Origin of the sequence: Streptomyces sp. NBC_00273, from assembly GCF_036178145.1 — a bacterium.
In the GTDB taxonomy this organism is placed as follows: Bacteria; Actinomycetota; Actinomycetes; order Streptomycetales; family Streptomycetaceae; genus Streptomyces.
Map to the genome: position 1 here is coordinate 3,819,860 of NZ_CP108067.1, position 15,642 is coordinate 3,835,501.

Genomic DNA, 15,642 nt, shown 5'->3' on the forward strand with positions numbered 1-15,642 from the left:
CCGCTCCGGCTCTGGTCGGCTCCCAACGTTGCACGGCAACTCACCGTCAGCACGGAACCAGGAGCGGTGACACAGTGTTATCACTCGGGCGGCGTGCTGCTGGAGCCCGCGCACCACGGTTCCCGCCGTCAGGCCGTCAGGCCGTCGGCTTGCGATCGCCGCGTCGCTGCCGGCCCAGAGGTCAGCAACACGTCTCGGCGCGCTCGGCCGGCTCCCGCAAGCCGTACGTGACCATCACGACCCCACCAAAGACGTCGAGGACGCCGAGGACGCACGGGCCCGGGAACATCCGGGCGCCGGCGGCGAGCCTTCGCCGCCGGAACCGCTCCCGTTCCCCGGCTCTAACAGCGCGCATGCGAGCGGTCGTTCCGCGACGGATCCAGCTCGGCGGCCCCGGTCCGGGATGCGCGTCGGGGCGGCCGTTTCCGGTGGTCCGTACGAGGGAGATGGGGCGGGGTCTGTGGGATCTGGGGGGTGGGTAGGGGCGGGGTGCGTGCGTACGTTGGGGGTGAGGCCGCATGGCGCCGCTGGCCAGGTGCCCCGTGGCGGGCTCTGACGATCGAGAAGGGGCGGCGCGGATGCGTGAGCTGGTGGAGACGGCGCGGCGGTGGTTGGCCGAGGGGCGGGCCGGGTATCTGGCCCGGCCCGTGACCGAGCAGGGGTTCGGGCCGCGGGATCCGGCCGGGGCCTTGCTCATCGATGCGCGGGGGGAGTGTGTCGGCACGCTCTACCGCGGGGTCTTCGACGCCGAGCTCGCCGCCGAGGTCGCGGCCCTGCCGGCCGGGGTCACGGCGCGGGTGTGCGAGGTGTCCGTACGGGCTTCCGAGGCCGTGGCCGCGAAGCTGACCTGCGGCGGGCAGGCCGAAGTGCTGCTGCAGCCGCTCTCGACGATCCCGGCCCAGTGGTGGGAGCTGCTCGGCGACGGGGTCGGGGTGGCATTGGTGACCCGACTGAACGAGGCTGCGGACCGGGCCGCCAGTGAGGTCGTACGGGCCGTGGACGCGCCCGGTGACGATGCCGGGCGGCGGGCGGGCGAGCTGTTGGCGACGCGGCGGGCCGGGCGGGACGCGCTGTACGCGGAGTCGGGGCTGGTGCTGGTCGAGGCGTTCCCGTCGGCCCCGTACGTGGTCATCGGTGGCGGCGGTGAGCTCGCCGAGATCATCGAGCGGCAGGCGTTGCTGCTGGGCTGGGAGGCCGTTCTGGTCACCGGCCCGGAGGAGGCCGGCGAGGTCCTGGAGGCGCGCCGGGACGCCGCGTGCCTGGTCATGCTGAGCCATGAGGAGTCGTTCGACGTGCCGACGCTGCGGGTGGCCCTGAACCGGGAGGTGCCGTACGTCGGTGCGCTGGGCTCGCGCAAGACCACGGCCCGGCGGCGCGAGGGGCTGCTCGCGGCCGGGGTCACCGAGGCCCAACTGGCGCGGGTGCACGGACCGATCGGCCTGGACCTCGGCGCCCGCACTCCGGCGGAGACCGCGCTGGCGATCTGCGCCGAGATCCTGGGGGCGCTCGGGGAGCGCAAGGCCGCCGGCACCCTGCGGGACGCCGACGGCCCCATCAACTCCTAGGCGACGGCAGCGGCCTTCACTTCCCCAGGGCCCGCTTGAGCTGTGTCTTGTTCATGTCCGAGCGGCCGTGGACGTTGCGGCGCCGGGCCTCGGCGTAGAGCTGTTCGTACGTGGGGCCCTGCGCGCCCGAGTGGGAGTGCAGGCCTCCGCGCCGCGACGGGGAGATGTCCTCGACGGATTCCTTGCTCGCGGTCCGGGATTCGCCGGCCCGGGCGCGTTCCTTGTTCACCGTCCGGGCCGCGATCTCCTTCGCCTTCTCCTCGGGCTCGCCGCGCCGCTCCAGGCCTTCCTTGATGTGCTCGTACTGTCGTTCGCGCTTCGGGGACGATCCGCGGGGCATGGCCGGCCTCCTTCTGGTTCGGCGGGTGCGCACACCGGGCGCGTACCCCGGATGGCCCAAGGTATCCAGGGCATAGCAGAGCATTTCGGACTTGAGTGCGGGAGCATGGTCGGTATGGACACGACTCTGAGCGTGGACGCGACCCTCGCCGACATCGCATGGTTCCTGGTCGTCGGCATCCTCGTCGCCGGCTTCCTGCTGGGCGGCTTCCTGTTGGGCAAGAGGGTACGGGCCAAGGAGCCACCCCCGCCCACCCCCGAGAGTCAGCCGCACCTGCCCGAGGGGGGCGCGGTCTACGAGGTCCGCGAGGAGCGGGACCAGGTGGAGATCCCGGAGGGCGGCCTACGGCCGCACGAGATGCAGGGCTACGGGAACTTCGGCTCCACCACCTCCAGCCATCCCGAAGAGGCCCGCGCCGAACGGGAGTCCGGCTACGAACTCCCCGAGGGGCCGGGACCGCACCCCCAGCCGGGGGCTCCGCCGAACGCGGGACGTGGCGCACACTCCTGACACCAGGACCCCCTCGCCCTCTGACCCGCGCCTCCCGCGCCCGGGTCAGAGGGCGAGGGGGTCAGAGGTCCGTCGCGGGTCAGAGGTCCACCCGCAGCCGCAGCACCTCCGGCGGCGGGTGCCGGGTCGAGGCGTGCCGGACCTCCGCCGTGAGCGGTGGGTCGAGCGCCCGGAAGGGGACCTCCCCGAGCCCGATCGCCGTGACCGTGGCCAGGGCCGGCGAGGCCGCCCCGCGGGCGGCCACTTCGGCCGCCACCTGCGCGCGCAGCGCCGCGCTCAGCGGGCTCGACACCAGCGGGCTCTCGTCCCCGACCGGCAGGACGAGCACCAGCGCGAGCGGGCGGCGCGGGGTGCCGGTGTAGCCGACCACCGCCGCGTCCCGGACGTCGGTGTGCCGCAGCTTCTGCCAGCCGCGCCGCCCGGCCGGGTAGGCCTGGTCCAACCGTTTCACGACGAGGCCCTCGATCCCGCTGGCCGGCAGGGTCTCGTACCAGGTGGCGGCCAGTTCCGGATCGGTCGTCATCGGCACCGGTTGCAGCGGCGGCCCCAGCGGCAGCAGCAGGTCGACGAGGAGGGCCCGGCGGCGCTCGTACGGGCGGCCGCGCAGGTCGAGTCCGGCCAGTTCCAGCACGTCGAAGGCGGCGTACGAGGCGGGCAGGCGCTGCGCGAGTACGGCGGCCCGGGCGGCGGTGGCCGCCGCCCGCCGCTGCACCAGGGCGAAGTCCGTACGGCCCGCGTGCCAGACCACCACCTCGCCGTCCAGGACCGTGTCGGCGGGCAGCAGCAGCGCGGCCGCGGCCAGGTCGGGAAAGGCGCTGGTCACGATCCGGCCGGAGCGCGCCTGGAGGGTCACGTCGGTCGCCGAGCGCAGCACGACGAGCCGGTGGCCGTCGAACTTCGGCTCGTACGCCAGTCCCGCCCCGCGCGGCAGGGTGCGCACGGCGGCGGCCAGCGCAACGCGGATCACGGCGGGGTCCCGGGGAGCGGGCGGGCCCGCGCGGGGTCGGTCAGCGGGCCGAAGAGGTCCCCGTCGCGGGCGAGCCTCGGGGCGATGTCGTCGGCGAGGAAGACGAGCCCGGCGGCGGTCCGGCAGGCCTCGACCTCTTCCCAGGACACCGGCGCGGACACGGTCGGCCGGGCCCGCGCGCGCAGGGTGTAGGGGGCGGCGGTGGTCTTGGCGGCGGCGTTCTGGCTGTGGTCGACGAACACCTTGCCGGGGCGCAGGGCCTTGGCCATGCGGTGGACGACCAGGTCGGGGAGCTCGCGCTCGGCCTCCTGGGCGAGCTGCTTCGCGTACGCGGACACCCGATCGGACGGGGTCGGCTCCAGCGGCACGGCCAGGTGCATGCCCTTGGAGCCGGAGGTCTTGGCGTAGGCGTGCAGGCCGTCGGCGGCGAGCCGCTCGCGCAGCCAGAGCGCGGCGGTGCAGCACTCGACGACGGTGGCGGGCGGGCCGGGGTCGAGGTCGAGGACCATCCGGTCGGCGAGGGCGGGGTGGCCGGCGGTCCACTGGGGGGTGTGGAACTCCACGACGAGGTTGGCGGACCACATGAGGGTGGCCATGTCGGCGACGACCACCTGGGCGGCGGAGAGGTCCTCGGAGCGCGGCACGGGGGTGGTCCTCACCCAGTCGGGCGTGCCGGGCGGCGGGTTCTTGGTGAAGAAGAGCTGCCCGTCCGGCCCGTCGGGATAGCGCAGGAAGGACACCGGTCGGTCGTGGACGTGGGCGAGCAGCGGGCCCGCGACGGTGGCGTAGTAGTGCAACACCTCGCCCTTGGTGAAGCCGGTCTCCGGGTACAGGACCTTGTCGAGATTGCTGAGCGCGATGCGACGGCCCTCCACCAATGTGATCGGCGTCATACGATGAGACTGCCACGAAACAGGAGGAACCGTGCGATCCATATGGAACGGGGCGATCTCCTTCGGCCTGGTCAGCATCCCGATCAAGCTCGTGAACGCCACCGAGAGCCACTCGATCTCCTTCCGCCAGATCCATGTGAGTGACGGCGGGCGCGTCCGGTACCGCAAGGTGTGCGAGCTGGACGGCGAGGAGGTGCCGAGCGCCGAGATCGGCAAGGGGTACGAGGAGGCCGACGGGTCGATCGTCCCGATCACGGACGAGGACCTGGCGCAGCTACCGCTGGCGACCGCGAAGACGATCGAGATCATGTCGTTCGTACCGGCGGAGGAGATCGATCCGCTGCAGATGGACGCGGCGTACTACCTCGCGGCGAACGGTGCGACGGCGGCGAAGCCGTACACGCTGCTCCGGGAGGCGCTCAAGCGGAGCCGGAAGGTCGCGATCGCCAAGTACGCGCTGCGGGGGCGGGAGCGGCTGGGCATGCTGCGGGTCGTGGACGACGTGATCGCGATGCACGGGCTGCTCTGGCCGGACGAGATCAGGGCGCCGGAGGGGGTGGCGCCGGAGGTCACGGTATCCGTACGGGACGCCGAACTCGACCTGGCGGACGCGCTGATGGCGACGCTGGGGGAGGTGGAGATGGCCTCGCTGCACGACGACTACCGGGAGGCCGTGGAGGCGCTGATCGTGGCGAAGTCGGGCGGGGCGTTCGAGCCGACGGAGGCCGTGGTGGAGCCGGCCGGCGGGCAAGTGATCGACCTGATGGCGGCGTTGGAGAAGAGCGTGCGGGCGGCGAAGGCTTCCCGGGGGGAGGCGGGGGCGGCTGGCGGGGCGGAAGCGCAGGCGCAGGCGGAGGTCACGCCGATTCGGCGGAAGGCCGGTGCGGGTGCCGGTGCGAGTGCAGGTACGGGTACGGCTGCGCCGAAGGCGGTCGGCGGGAAGAAGTCGACGGCGTCTTCGGCCAAGAAGACGGCGGCTTCGGCTGCGACGAAGAAGAAGGCGACGACCGCGGGCAAGTCGGCTGCCGGCAAGTCCACTTCGGGTGCGGCGGCGACCAAGAGCGCGGCGAAGAGCACGGCCAGGACGGCGGCCGCGAAGAAGACCGGTGCGGCGGCCGCGAAGAAGGCTGCGACGCCGCGGAAGCGGACCTCCGCCTGAGCCTGAGCCGGAGTTGGGGCGGGTCGGGGCCTGCGGCGCTTTCCCCTACCCGCCCCTTCCCGAAACTGGGGCTCCGCCCCAGACCCCGCGCCTCAAACGCCGGCGAGGCTGGGATACGCCTGGAGCACGCGGCGGAAGGACAGGGGTGGGGTTCAGGGTGTGGTGGGGGTGAGCCAGGTGGTGGTGTCGCGGGCGCGGGCGAAGAGGGTTTCGATCTCCGGGGGTTTGAGCGTGGTGGGGGACGCCGCGAGGCTCGGGGTCGCCGTCGGGGGCTGGAGGATGCGGATGTCGCGCACGGTGGGGGCCGTCTCGACCCGCGAGGCGTCGACCAGCGCCAGCGCCGGGGTGACGTCGGCGGACAGGGCTGCCGTGGCGAAGGCCGCCGCGCGGCGGATCCAGCGGGGGTCCGGGCGGGGTTCCGTGCGGCCCACCGTGAGCAGGAGGTCGCCGATCACCGCGCGTTGCCGGCGGCCCGGGACCGTACGCACGCAGAAGATCCCCGCGGGGCCGATGAGCAGGTGGTCGATGCGGCCCAAGCCCGGGAGCGGGACGCAGTGCAGGGTCCGCCAGCCTTCGGGTTCCAGGGCGTCGAAGGCGTCGCCCATCCGCTGCTGCGCGGTCAGGTCCTGGCGCAGCCGGTGCCGGGCCCTGGTGCCCGCCGGGCCGTGTTCCAGTTCGCCCAGCAGGGTCTCCCCCGGGCGGTTCGGGGCCAGGTCCGCGTCCGGCGGCAGCGCGAGGCGGCGCAGGTCGGAGGCGGTGGGCACCGGAGGCGGGCCGATCGAGACCGTCCCGCTCAGGTAGGGGCGGAGCGCCGCCAGGATCGCCTCGCGGTGGTCGTCCGCGAGGACGCTGATCCGGTTGGCCTGCCGGTCGTACCAGGCCACCGCCTGCCCGTCGGGCAGATTGACGTACAGCCGGCCGCGGCCGGGCCGGCCGCTCGGCAGTACCTTGAGTCCGCGCATCGCCCTCACCCCCGCCGTCCATGGGAGCAGCCGGGGCGCCGCAGGGCAATCCCTCGGATGTGTAACGACTCCGACGGAACGTTGCGACTCCGCTGTTACACGAACGGGGCGTTGCCGCAACGGCCGGGCCCTAGGTTTGGTCCACCTGGATGGCCCAGGCCCTGACCGGCACCGAAGGACTTCTCCGTGAGCACCGTCAGCCGCCGCACTCTCGTTCGCGCCGCCGCCGTGACCGCATGCGCCGGAAGTCTGCTGGCGCTGCCCACCGCCGCCGCCCTGGCCGAGGGGGTCCCCGCGGCCTCGTCCGCGCACGCCGCGGCCCCGCAGTCGGTCCTCGTCAAGAGCCTCTCGCTCGCGGACGGGGTCTCCACGGCGAAGGTCTACCGCACGGCGAACGGGGTCTACCAGGCCGAGATCCTGGCGGCTGACGGCACCAAGGCGGCCACCTTGACCAGCCGTGACGGGGTCACCGCCTTCGGCGGTTCCGGGGACCTGCACGCGGCGCTGGACTCCTCGGGGCGGCTGACCTCCTGGGTGGGTGACGTCCCGGCCCGGGGCGGCGACCACACCGTGGCGGGCGACGGTCACAAGACCGGGACCCGCGACGAGGCCCGCAACGACGCCCGCGGCGAGGCCCGCGGCGGGCAGGTCGTCCCGGCCTCCGTTCCGCGGAAGGCGGCCAGCGGGGACACCCACCTCCTCGCCGACGGCTCCGGCAGTGGGCGGCGGCTGCGTACGCTGGCGGACGGGCCGGGCGACGGTGTGCTGCTGCTCGGCGCCGCCGGCGGGATCGCAGCCGTCGGCGCCGCGGGGCTGGGCTTCGCGATGCTGCGCCGAGGGCGCACGGACAGCTGAGACCACCGGGTAAAACGGCTGCGCCTCCGCATATGGTTGACGAGATCGACCGTCGGACTATCGCGCGCAGAAGGGCACAGGGGCTGTGAACAGGTTGCGCTTGCGTGTGTCCGCGCGCCCGCTGCTCCCCCTCATCGGGTTGGTTCCGCTGCTGGCGGGCTGCGGGGACACCGGCGGGCTGGTGAGCGCCGGCTCCACGCCGACCGTGAGCGGACCCGTACATCTGTGGCCCGACCGCCGCGGGGCGTCCGTACCGCCCGCCGATCCGGGCGGGGCCCCGCCCGAGTACGTCAAGGGGATCCCGCCGGTCCGCGACCAGGACGTGCACGCCGTCGACCCGGTGGCCCTCGTCCAGGCCGAGCTGCGCGCCCATCCGGACACGGAGGTCGGCGCGGACGGGATGCCGCCCCGCACGGCGGCCGCGATCCAGGAGTGCCCGAAGGACGAGGACGTGAAGGAGCCGGAGGCGTGCCCGGTACTGAAGCCGTACTACCGGGACCTCACGGGCAACGGCAAGGACGAGCTGATCGTCGGCATCGAGTTCCCGGACAAGATGATGTCCGTACGGGTGTACACGGCCGACCCGGACGGGCGGCTCAACCGGATCATGGCGACCACGGAGACCGTCATCACGGTGGAGCTGGCCGGGCGCGACGTGATCCTTCGGGTGCCCAGCGGCAACCGCGGCTACGAGCTGATCACCGCCTGGTCCTGGGACGAGCGGCAGCTCACCATGCTGCCGACGCGAGAGCAGATCGTACGGGTGCCCGGCAACCAGGGGGCCCCGGGCAGCCGGGAGCCCGCTCCCGCGCCGGGCCGGCCGTGAAGCCCGTGCGGCTGCCCGCCTGGACGGCCACGCTGACCTGGAAGTCGGCGTGCTTCATCGTGGTGATGTGCTGCTCGCTGGCGGCCGTGCTGGGCGCCCTCGTGCACGTGGAGGTGACCCGGCAGACGGTGGCCACGGCGCGGGAGAAGGCGCTCGCCAGACTGCTGGAGGTCTCGCGCGCGTACGAGGCGGGCGAGCCCCTTCCGCGCGGTTCCTGGCTGGACCCCGTCGGCCTGCCGCCCGAGCTGCGGACGCTCGCCGTCAGCGGGCGCCGGGGCACTCTGGTGGCGGACCACCGGGGCCGCCCGACCATGTGGGCGGCGGGCCCGGCGGACGGCCGCGCCCTGGCGACCACCGTCGACTACGGGCAGAGCGCGCGCACGATCAGCGGGCTGGACAACGCGATCATCGGCTCCTCGCTGCTGGCGATCGGCGGCACGCTGCTGGTGGGCGCCTTCGCGGTGACCCGGGTGACCCGGCGCCTGCACCTGACGGCGGCCGTGGCCCGGCGGATCACCCAGGGCGACCTCGACGCGCGGGTGGACGATCCGCGGACCAGGACCCCCTCGCGGCACCAGGACGAGGTGGCGACGGTGGCCGCGGCGCTGGACACCATGGCCGGGAGCCTGCAGTCGAAGCTGGAGAGCGAGCGGCGGTTCACGGCGGACGTGGCGCACGAGCTGCGCACACCGCTGACGGGCCTGCAGGCGGCGTCGGAGCTGTTGCCCGAGGGGCGGCCGACGGAGCTGGTGCGCGAGCGGGTGCGGACGATGCGGCAGCTGACGGAGGACCTGCTGGAGATCTCCCGGCTGGACTCGGGCAGCGAGGTGGTGGAGGGCGATCTGCACCAGCTGGGACGGCTGGTACGCCGGGTGGTGCGGGCGTCCGGGACGGACTCGGATGTCGTGGTCGTCCGCGACGCGCACGTGGAGACGGACCGACGGAGGCTGGAGCGGGTGCTCGGGAACCTGGTGGCCAACGCCCACAAGCACGGGCGGCCGCCGGTGGTGCTGACGGTGGACGGGCCGGTGGTGACCGTACGGGACTACGGGGACGGGTTCCCGGAGTACCTGGCGGCGCACGGCCCGCAGCGCTTCCGCAGCGGGGGCAAGGGCCACGGGCTGGGGCTGACCATCGCCGTGGGGCAGGCGGGGGTGATCGGGGCGCGGCTGGAGTTCCGGGACGCGGAGGGGGGCGGCGGGCTGGCGGTCCTGACCCTCCCCCACGACGTACCGACGCAGGCGCCGTAGCCCCCTCCGCCCGAAGCACCGCCGGCAGGATCCGGTGGGTGCCGGGGACCTCAGGGAGGCGGCACCTTCGTCCAGGGCCAGCGGATCTTGGGCTTGGTGCCCGCGGGGCGGAAGTCGTACTTCCATCCCTTCTGCAGGCCGAGCCGCTTGGAGTGCCCCGCCGGGACGCGTTCGTACAGCAGGACCGTGGGCGGGCCGCCGTCCGGTGCCGGGACGGGGATCTCGTACCACTTCGGGGGGTGTCCGGTCGGGCCGAGGAGGACGGGGAGGACCCGGCCGTCCATCGGGCCGCCCTCGAACGGGGTCGGTTCGCTTCTCACCCCACCAGTGTCACAGCAGGTGGGCGGCCTCGGACACCACCGGGATCACGCGACGGGCCAGGACCCCGACCGGGCCGTCCGCCGATTCCAGGGCGAGGGCGGCCCGGGCGGCCGCGGCCGTCTCCGGGTCCGTGGCGGCGGTGGCCGTCAGCAGGGCGATGAACTGGTCCAGCAACCAGTCCCGGAGGTGTTCGACCTCGGGCTGCTTGCCCTCGTCGATCCAGATGAGGGAGGCCGCCTCGACGGCCGTGATCCACGTACGGACCATCATGCTCAGCCGGGGGCCGGGGGCGGGGACGCCCAGGTGGAAGAGGATCTGCTCGGCGGCGGCCCGCCGGATGCCGTCGACCGTCGCCGTGGTGCGGGAGGTCTCCACGACGCTGCCGCCCTGGAGGAGGGCGGCGAAACCGGCGTCGTGTTCGTCGACGAAGGCGAGGTAGCGGTCCAGGGCCCGGGACAGCCGCCGGGTCAGGGGCCCTTGCTGGGGTTCGGCGAAGCACAGTTCGAGGACGTCGGCGGCCGAGCGGAGGGCGGCCTCGTAGAGCTGTTGCTTGCCGCCCGGGAAGTAGCGGTAGACGAGCGGGCGGGACACCCCGGCGGCCTCGGCGACGTCGTCGAGCGATACCTCCTCCGGCGCCCGGTGCGCGAACAGCGAGAGGGCCGCGTCGAGGAGTTGGGCCCGCCGCTCCTCGACGCTCAGCCTGCGGTACGCGCGTACGGTCATGTCCGCAGGGTAGCCCCGCGGGCGCCGGACGAGTGGGCGTCCTGTGGATCAGGCTCGATCGGGCCTGATCAGCACCGGCCGGACCCGGACCGCGGGCCGGCGGCGCGCCCTCGCGCTACGCCAGCAGCCCCGAGCTCTGCCAGAGCCTGCGGCCGACCCCACGCAGCACACCGATGTCGTCGAGGAAGTCGGTGAGGCGCTTCGCTCCGCTCTGCATTACCTCGCGGCGGTGGCCGCTCGCCTTCACCTGGGCGACGGCCTCGCGGCGGTCGAGGCCGACGTTGTCGTAGACGGCCGGGTTCACGAAGGCCAGCGAGAAGACGCGGGCGGCCTCGCCGCAGCTGATCCGGGTGAGTTCCTGTTCCCAGCGCGGGGCCGTCAGCATCTGGCGGCGCAGTTCCTCGCGGGCGTACCGGACGTGCCGGGCCTCCTCGATGACGTGGATCCGCGTGACGCCGCGGACCAGCGGCTGGACGCGCTCGTCGGGGAAGGTCAGGCGCTGCATCCAGTCGAGGATCTCCTCGCCGAGGAGGGTGCAGGCGAAGGAGCCGGGGGTGGTGGAGACGGTCTTCAGGATCCGCGCGAGGTTGTGGTTGAGGCGGGAGACCGGGTACTCGGGGGCGCCGGCCTTCTGGATCATGCGGGCGAACATCATCGAGTGGCGGCACTCGTCGGCGATCTCGGTGAGCGCGTAGCGGACGTGCTTGCTGGTCAGGGACTTGTCGTAGATGTGCCGGACCATGAGCTGCATGAGGATGATCTCGAACCAGATGCCGAGCGAGCCGAGCGCCGCAGCCTCGTGGCGGGAGAGGTCGATGCGCTGCTCCTCCCCCATCTTCTTCCACAGCGGGGTGTCGTAGAGGGAGAGGAGTTCCGGCGGCCAGTAGTACTTGCCCTCGATCGCCGGGGCGTCCCAGTCGAGTTCCTTGTCGGGGTCGAAGGAGTGCTTGGCCGAGGATTCGAGCAGTCGCTCGGCTATCTGCTCGCGGTCCTTGAGCAGGCCGAGGGCGTCCTTGAGCGCGGCTCGTTCGGTCACGGTCGTCATGGGTTCGGACACCTCGTCGTCGAGTTACCGGCGGTCGCTACTTATGAGACTGCTTGTCAGCAAGGTCGTCAATCCCTCGCGCACGACTTGTTGACCCCGTGTCTACCAACGTGTGACGCTGCCAACTGTCCGGTCCCACACGGCAGTACGTGAGACGAGGGGGCGTCAGTGTCGACGCACGAGCTCTACACCGAGAACCCGGGCGAGCCGGTCTGGCAGGTTCCCGCCGCCGGCTCCGCCCGCTTCAGCTGGGAGTACGCCGACGGCCGCGAGCGGCTCCTGGCGCTCTACCAGAAGGGCAAGGACAAGCAGTGGGACGGCGGCAAGCGCATCGACTGGGACATCGAGGTGGACCCGTACGATCCGCTGGGCACTCCCGAGGAGGCCCTGCCGCTGTACGGGACGCGGCACTGGGCCAAGCTCACCGCGAAGGACAAGGGCGAGCTGCGCCGGCACTACGCCTCCTGGAACTTCAGCCAGTTCCTGCACGGCGAACAGGGCGCGATGGTGTGCGCGGCGCGCATCGTGGAGTCGGTGCCGGACCTGGACGCGAAGTTCTACTCCGCCACGCAGACCATGGACGAGGCCCGGCACGCCGAGATCTTCGGGCGCTTCCTGCACGACAAGGTCGGGATGCTGTACCCGATCAACGACAACCTCCAAGGGCTGCTGGGCGACACGCTGCGCGACTCCCGCTGGGACATGCCGTACCTGGGCATGCAGGTGCTCATCGAGGGGCTGGCGCTGGCCGCCTTCGGCCTGATCCGCGACACGACCACCAAGCCGCTGCCCAAGCAGCTCCTGGCGTACGTGATGCAGGACGAGGCCCGGCACGTGGCCTTCGGGCGGATGGCGCTGCGCGACTACTACAAACAGCTCACCGACGCGGAACTGCGCGAGCGCGAGGAGTTCGTGATCGAGGGCTGCTACCTGATGCGGGACCGGCTGCTCGGGGTGGAGGTGCTGGAGAACTTCGGGATCGCGGCCAAGGAGGCGACGCTGATCAGTGGGCAGTCGGAGTTCCTGCACCTGTTCCGCAAGCTGCTGTTCAGCAGGATCGTGCCGTGCGTCAAGGACATCGGACTGTGGGGCGAGCGGTTGCAGCGGGCCTATCTCGACCTCGGCGTCTTCGACATGGGCGACTCGAACCTGGACCTGCTGATGAGCCAGGACGAGGAGATCGCCGAGGCCCTCGACCGCGAGCGGTTCGCGGCCGAGGAGTCGGCGCGGGTGGCGGAGGTCGAGGCCGCCATCGCCGACGGGTCGGCAGCCTCCTGAGTCGTGCCACGGCGCCGCCCCCGACGCACGCGGGCGGCGGTCCGGGTGTCAGCCGGTGGCCAGCGCCGCCTCCATCACCGCCCGCGCGATCGGCGCCGCCGCGCCGTTGCCGCTGATGTCACCCCGGTCCGCCGACGCGTCCTCGACCACCACCGCGACCGCCACCTGGGGCAGCGCCGCACCCTCGGCCCTGGCCCAGGAGATGAACCAGGCGTACGGGGTGCCCGCGTTGCCGACCCCGTGCTGCGCGGTGCCCGTCTTGCCGCCGACCACCGCGCCCGGGATCGCGGCGTTGCGGCCCGTCCCGTTCTCCACCACCTTGACCATCAGTTCCTGCATCCGCAGCGCGGTGGCCGGGTTCATCGCCCGGCCCAGGCTGCGCTGGTCGCCGCGCCGGACCTGGGAACCGTCGTCCTGGGTCGTCCGTTCCACCAGGTAGGGGTACTTGAGCTCGCCGCCGTTCGCGACGGCCGCCGCCACCATCGCCATCTGCAGTGGTGTCGCCGTGGTGTTGAACTGTCCGATCGAGGAAAGGGCCAGCTGGTCCCGGCTCATGTCGGTGTCGAAGTTCGACCGGGACACCCACGAGGGCACGCGCAGCCCCCCGTCGTTGAAGCCGAAGCGGCGCGCCGCCTCCACCATCCCGCGCAGCCCGACCTGTACCCCGATCTTCGCCATCACCGTGTTGCAGGACCACTGCACCGCGTCCGCCATCGAGGCGTCCTCGCAGCCGGTGCCCGCGTTCGGCAGCAGGGTGCTGGTCCCGGGGAGCGGGTAGGGGTCGGGGGTCCGGGTCGGCGCGTCCACGTCGGTGACCACGCCCGCGTCGAGGGCGGCCGCAGCCGTCACGATCTTGAAGGTGGAGCCGGGCGGGTACGTCTCGCGCAGCGCCCGGTTGAGCATCGGCCGGGCGGGGTCCGCGTTCAGGGCGGACCACGCCTCCTTGGCCTTCGTACCCGTACCGGAGAGCGCGGAGGGATCGTACGAGGGGCTGCTGACCAGCGCGAGGATCTTCCCGGTGGCCGGCTCGACGGCGGCCACCGCGCCGCGCTTGCCCGCGAGCCCGGCGTACGCGGCGCGCTGCATGCCGGAACGGACGGTGGTGGCGGCGTTCCCGCCGGCGGGGCGACCGCGGGCCAGTTCGTACCAGAGCGGGAAGGCGGAGAGCCCGGGGTCGGTGCCCGACAGGACCGCGTCCTCGGCGCGCTCGACGAAGCTGGTCCCGTAGGTCTGCGAGGAGAAGCCGGTGACCGGCGCGTAGAGCGGACCGTTCGCGTACGTCCTTTCGTAGCGCAGCAGTTGGCCGCTGTCGCGGGAGCCGGTGACGGGGCGCCCGTCGACCAGGATGTCCCCCCGGGGTTCGGCGTAGCGCTCGATGGCGGGGCGCTTGTTGGCCGGGTTCGCGCCGTAGGCGTCGGACTCCCAGACCTGCACGCGGGCGATGTTGACCAGCAGGGCGACCAGCAGGAGGGCGCAGAAGTACGCGCACCAGCGGATGTAGCGGATCACTGGTCCGGCTCCTTCGCGGGGCGGGGGCTGCGGGCGCTGTCGCTGAGCCGGACCAGCAGGGCGACGATGATCCAGTTGGTGACGACGGAGGAGCCGCCCTGCGCGAGGAAGGGCATGGCCATGCCGGTGAGCGGGATCAGGCCGGTGACGCCGCCCGCGATGACGAACACCTGGAGCGCGACGATCGAGGCGAGCCCGGTGGCGAGCAGCCGCCCGAAGGGGTCGCGCAGGGCGAGCCCGGCGCGGAAGCCGCGGGCGACGAGCAGCCCGTAGAGGAGCAGGATCGCGGCGAGGCCGACGAATCCGAGCTCCTCGCCGGCGGTGGCGAGGACGAAGTCCGACTTGGCGGCGAAGCCGATGAGGAAGGACTGGCCGTGGCCGAGGCCGGCGCCGAGGAGGCCGCCGGCGCCGAAGGCGAAGAGGGACTGGGCGAGCTGACCCGGGCCCTCGCCGCGTTCGATGGAGGCGAAGGGGTTCAGCCAGTCCTCCACCCGGCCGTGCACGTGCGGTTCGAAGGTCCCGACGGCGTACGCGCCGAGGGCGGCGAGCAGCAGTCCGATCGCGATCCAGCCGATCCGCCCGGTGGCGGTGAACAGCATGATCACGAACAGCCCGAAGAACAGCAGCGAGGTGCCCAGGTCCCGCTCCAGGACCAGCACGCCGACGCTGAGCAGCCAGATCGCGAGGATCGGGCCGAGGACGCGACCGGGGAGGAGCCGGAGCTTCCAGAAGAGCCGGCGACCGGTGAGGGCGAGCGCGGTGCGGTTCGCGGCGAGGTAGGCGGCGAAGAACACCGCGAGCAGGATCTTGGCGAACTCCCCCGGCTGGAAGGAGAGCCCGGCGAACCGGATCCAGATGTGCGCGCCGTTGACCGCCGGGAAGAAGACGGGGACCAGCATCAGGGCGAGGGCCACCGCGACGGAGAGGTAGGCGTAGCGCTGGAGCACCCGGTGGTCGCCGAGCAGCGCGACGACCAGTACGAAGAGCGCCACGCCCAGCGCGGACCACAGGAGCTGGTCCCCGGCGGTGAGGTGACCGGGGGTGGTCACGTCGAGGCGCTGGATGAGGACGAGGCCGAGGCCGTTGAGGAGGACGGCGATGGGGAGCAGGAGGGGATCGGCGTACGGGGCCCGCAGGCGGACGGCGAGGTGCGCGAGCAGGGCGGCGACGCACAGACCGGTGGCGTAGCGGGTCGCGGGGCCGGGGACGTGGCCGGTGGTCGCGAGGCCGACGTAGAGGTGACCGAGGACGGAGATCAGGACGGCTCCGGCGAGGAGGGTCAGCTCGACGCCGCGCCGCTTGGGGGCGCCGGCGCCCGGGGGCGGGGGCGGGGCGGGCTCCGTCACCTTTGCCGTCAGAGCGGTCATACACCGAAACGTAGCAAGCAGGCGGATGATATGTCCGCTTATGCCATAGTGTGCCGAAGAGTCGTCATAAAC

General features: G+C 72.8%; 17 protein-coding genes. 7 read left to right on the top strand and 10 right to left on the bottom strand.

The features are described from left to right. Nucleotides 1-181 precede the first annotated feature (181 nt). A complete protein-coding gene (locus tag OG386_RS16065; RefSeq protein WP_328788726.1) occupies nt 182-355 on the bottom strand; it encodes a hypothetical protein in 174 nt (57 codons plus the stop codon). Nucleotides 356-578: 223 nt separating this feature from the next. On the opposite strand from OG386_RS16065, the gene OG386_RS16070 reads away from it, so the two are divergent. Further along, nucleotides 579-1,565 carry an XdhC family protein gene (locus OG386_RS16070; protein ID WP_328788727.1) on the top strand — a complete coding sequence of 329 codons (987 nt, stop codon included), beginning with the start codon at nt 579-581 and terminating at the stop codon, nt 1,563-1,565. A 16-nt stretch (nt 1,566-1,581) separates the two neighbouring features. Here the strand turns inward: OG386_RS16070 and OG386_RS16075 are convergent, their stop codons facing one another. Continuing rightward, on the bottom strand, nt 1,582-1,905 hold the full coding sequence (locus OG386_RS16075) for a plasmid stabilization protein (RefSeq protein ID WP_328788728.1): 324 nt from the start codon (nt 1,903-1,905) through the stop codon (nt 1,582-1,584). 114 nt (nt 1,906-2,019) lie between these two features. Between OG386_RS16075 and OG386_RS16080 the strand changes: the two genes are divergently transcribed. Next, nucleotides 2,020-2,415 (top strand): DUF6479 family protein, encoded by a 396-nt coding sequence (locus OG386_RS16080; RefSeq protein ID WP_328788729.1) that lies wholly within the window; start codon nt 2,020-2,022, stop codon nt 2,413-2,415. Between the two features lie 79 nt (nt 2,416-2,494). Here OG386_RS16080 and OG386_RS16085 read toward each other — a convergent pair whose 3' ends face one another. Together OG386_RS16085 and ligD are read right to left on the bottom strand one after the other, a co-directional pair. Next, nucleotides 2,495-3,379: an ATP-dependent DNA ligase gene (locus OG386_RS16085; RefSeq protein ID WP_328793271.1), complete on the bottom strand. Its 885-nt coding sequence runs from the start codon at nt 3,377-3,379 to the stop codon at nt 2,495-2,497. After that, complete coding sequence (ligD, locus tag OG386_RS16090) at nt 3,379-4,275, bottom strand: non-homologous end-joining DNA ligase (RefSeq protein ID WP_328788730.1); 897 nt, start codon at nt 4,273-4,275, stop codon at nt 3,379-3,381. The genes OG386_RS16085 and ligD overlap by 1 nt, the downstream gene beginning before the upstream one ends. A 31-nt stretch (nt 4,276-4,306) precedes the next feature. On the opposite strand from ligD, the gene ku reads away from it, so the two are divergent. Next, a complete protein-coding gene (ku, locus tag OG386_RS16095) occupies nt 4,307-5,434 on the top strand; it encodes a non-homologous end joining protein Ku (protein ID WP_328788731.1) in 1,128 nt (375 codons plus the stop codon). Nucleotides 5,435-5,586: 152 nt separating this feature from the next. Here ku and OG386_RS16100 read toward each other — a convergent pair whose 3' ends face one another. Further along, nucleotides 5,587-6,396, bottom strand: coding sequence for a nuclease-related domain-containing protein (locus OG386_RS16100; RefSeq protein ID WP_328788732.1), 810 nt, complete (start codon nt 6,394-6,396; stop codon nt 5,587-5,589). Nucleotides 6,397-6,582: 186 nt separating this feature from the next. Between OG386_RS16100 and OG386_RS16105 the strand changes: the two genes are divergently transcribed. The 3 genes from OG386_RS16105 to OG386_RS16115 all read left to right on the top strand — a co-directional run bounded on the left by OG386_RS16105 (nt 6,583) and on the right by OG386_RS16115 (nt 9,327). After that, nucleotides 6,583-7,251: a hypothetical protein gene (locus OG386_RS16105; protein WP_328788733.1), complete on the top strand. Its 669-nt coding sequence runs from the start codon at nt 6,583-6,585 to the stop codon at nt 7,249-7,251. A 106-nt stretch (nt 7,252-7,357) separates the two neighbouring features. After that, nucleotides 7,358-8,077, top strand: a complete 720-nt coding sequence (locus OG386_RS16110) for a hypothetical protein (protein WP_328788734.1) — start codon at nt 7,358-7,360, stop codon at nt 8,075-8,077. 65 nt (nt 8,078-8,142) lie between these two features. Further along, a complete protein-coding gene (locus tag OG386_RS16115; RefSeq protein WP_405790807.1) occupies nt 8,143-9,327 on the top strand; it encodes a histidine kinase dimerization/phospho-acceptor domain-containing protein in 1,185 nt (394 codons plus the stop codon). A 50-nt stretch (nt 9,328-9,377) separates the two neighbouring features. Here the strand turns inward: OG386_RS16115 and OG386_RS16120 are convergent, their stop codons facing one another. The 3 genes from OG386_RS16120 to OG386_RS16130 all read right to left on the bottom strand — a co-directional run bounded on the left by OG386_RS16120 (nt 9,378) and on the right by OG386_RS16130 (nt 11,416). Beyond that, entirely contained in the window at nt 9,378-9,647 is a 270-nt protein-coding gene (locus OG386_RS16120; RefSeq protein WP_328788736.1) for a hypothetical protein, read from the bottom strand. A 10-nt stretch (nt 9,648-9,657) separates the two neighbouring features. Continuing rightward, nucleotides 9,658-10,371 carry a TetR/AcrR family transcriptional regulator gene (locus tag OG386_RS16125; RefSeq protein WP_328788737.1) on the bottom strand — a complete coding sequence of 238 codons (714 nt, stop codon included), beginning with the start codon at nt 10,369-10,371 and terminating at the stop codon, nt 9,658-9,660. Nucleotides 10,372-10,486: 115 nt separating this feature from the next. Beyond that, entirely contained in the window at nt 10,487-11,416 is a 930-nt protein-coding gene (locus tag OG386_RS16130; protein ID WP_328788738.1) for an AurF N-oxygenase family protein, read from the bottom strand. Between the two features lie 168 nt (nt 11,417-11,584). Here OG386_RS16130 and OG386_RS16135 point away from each other — a divergent pair, with 168 nt between their 5' ends. Continuing rightward, nucleotides 11,585-12,694, top strand: a complete 1,110-nt coding sequence (locus tag OG386_RS16135; protein ID WP_328788739.1) for a ferritin-like domain-containing protein — start codon at nt 11,585-11,587, stop codon at nt 12,692-12,694. A gap of 48 nt (nt 12,695-12,742) precedes the next feature. On the opposite strand, the gene OG386_RS16140 is transcribed toward OG386_RS16135, so the two are convergent. Both OG386_RS16140 and OG386_RS16145 read right to left on the bottom strand, forming a co-directional pair. Continuing rightward, nucleotides 12,743-14,203, bottom strand: a complete 1,461-nt coding sequence (locus OG386_RS16140) for a penicillin-binding transpeptidase domain-containing protein (RefSeq protein WP_328788740.1) — start codon at nt 14,201-14,203, stop codon at nt 12,743-12,745. Continuing rightward, nucleotides 14,200-15,570, bottom strand: coding sequence for an FtsW/RodA/SpoVE family cell cycle protein (locus OG386_RS16145; RefSeq protein ID WP_328788741.1), 1,371 nt, complete (start codon nt 15,568-15,570; stop codon nt 14,200-14,202). The genes OG386_RS16140 and OG386_RS16145 overlap by 4 nt, the downstream gene beginning before the upstream one ends. Nucleotides 15,571-15,642: the final 72 nt, after the last annotated feature.

Excerpts from the sequence above, each read along its gene's own strand:
- OG386_RS16145 (WP_328788741.1), bottom strand. The coding sequence starts at position 15,570 with ATGACCGCTCTGACGGCAAAGGTGACGGAGCCCGCCCCGCCCCCGCCC.
- OG386_RS16070 (WP_328788727.1), top strand. The coding sequence starts at position 579 with ATGCGTGAGCTGGTGGAGACGGCGCGGCGGTGGTTGGCCGAGGGGCGG.
- OG386_RS16100 (WP_328788732.1), bottom strand. The coding sequence starts at position 6,396 with ATGCGCGGACTCAAGGTACTGCCGAGCGGCCGGCCCGGCCGCGGCCGG.
- OG386_RS16125 (WP_328788737.1), bottom strand. The coding sequence starts at position 10,371 with ATGACCGTACGCGCGTACCGCAGGCTGAGCGTCGAGGAGCGGCGGGCC.
- OG386_RS16075 (WP_328788728.1), bottom strand. The coding sequence starts at position 1,905 with ATGCCCCGCGGATCGTCCCCGAAGCGCGAACGACAGTACGAGCACATC.
- OG386_RS16130 (WP_328788738.1), bottom strand. The coding sequence starts at position 11,416 with ATGACGACCGTGACCGAACGAGCCGCGCTCAAGGACGCCCTCGGCCTG.
- ligD (WP_328788730.1), bottom strand. The coding sequence starts at position 4,275 with ATGACGCCGATCACATTGGTGGAGGGCCGTCGCATCGCGCTCAGCAAT.
- OG386_RS16080 (WP_328788729.1), top strand. The coding sequence starts at position 2,020 with ATGGACACGACTCTGAGCGTGGACGCGACCCTCGCCGACATCGCATGG.
- OG386_RS16115 (WP_405790807.1), top strand. The coding sequence starts at position 8,143 with ATGTGCTGCTCGCTGGCGGCCGTGCTGGGCGCCCTCGTGCACGTGGAG.
- OG386_RS16065 (WP_328788726.1), bottom strand. The coding sequence starts at position 355 with ATGCGCGCTGTTAGAGCCGGGGAACGGGAGCGGTTCCGGCGGCGAAGG.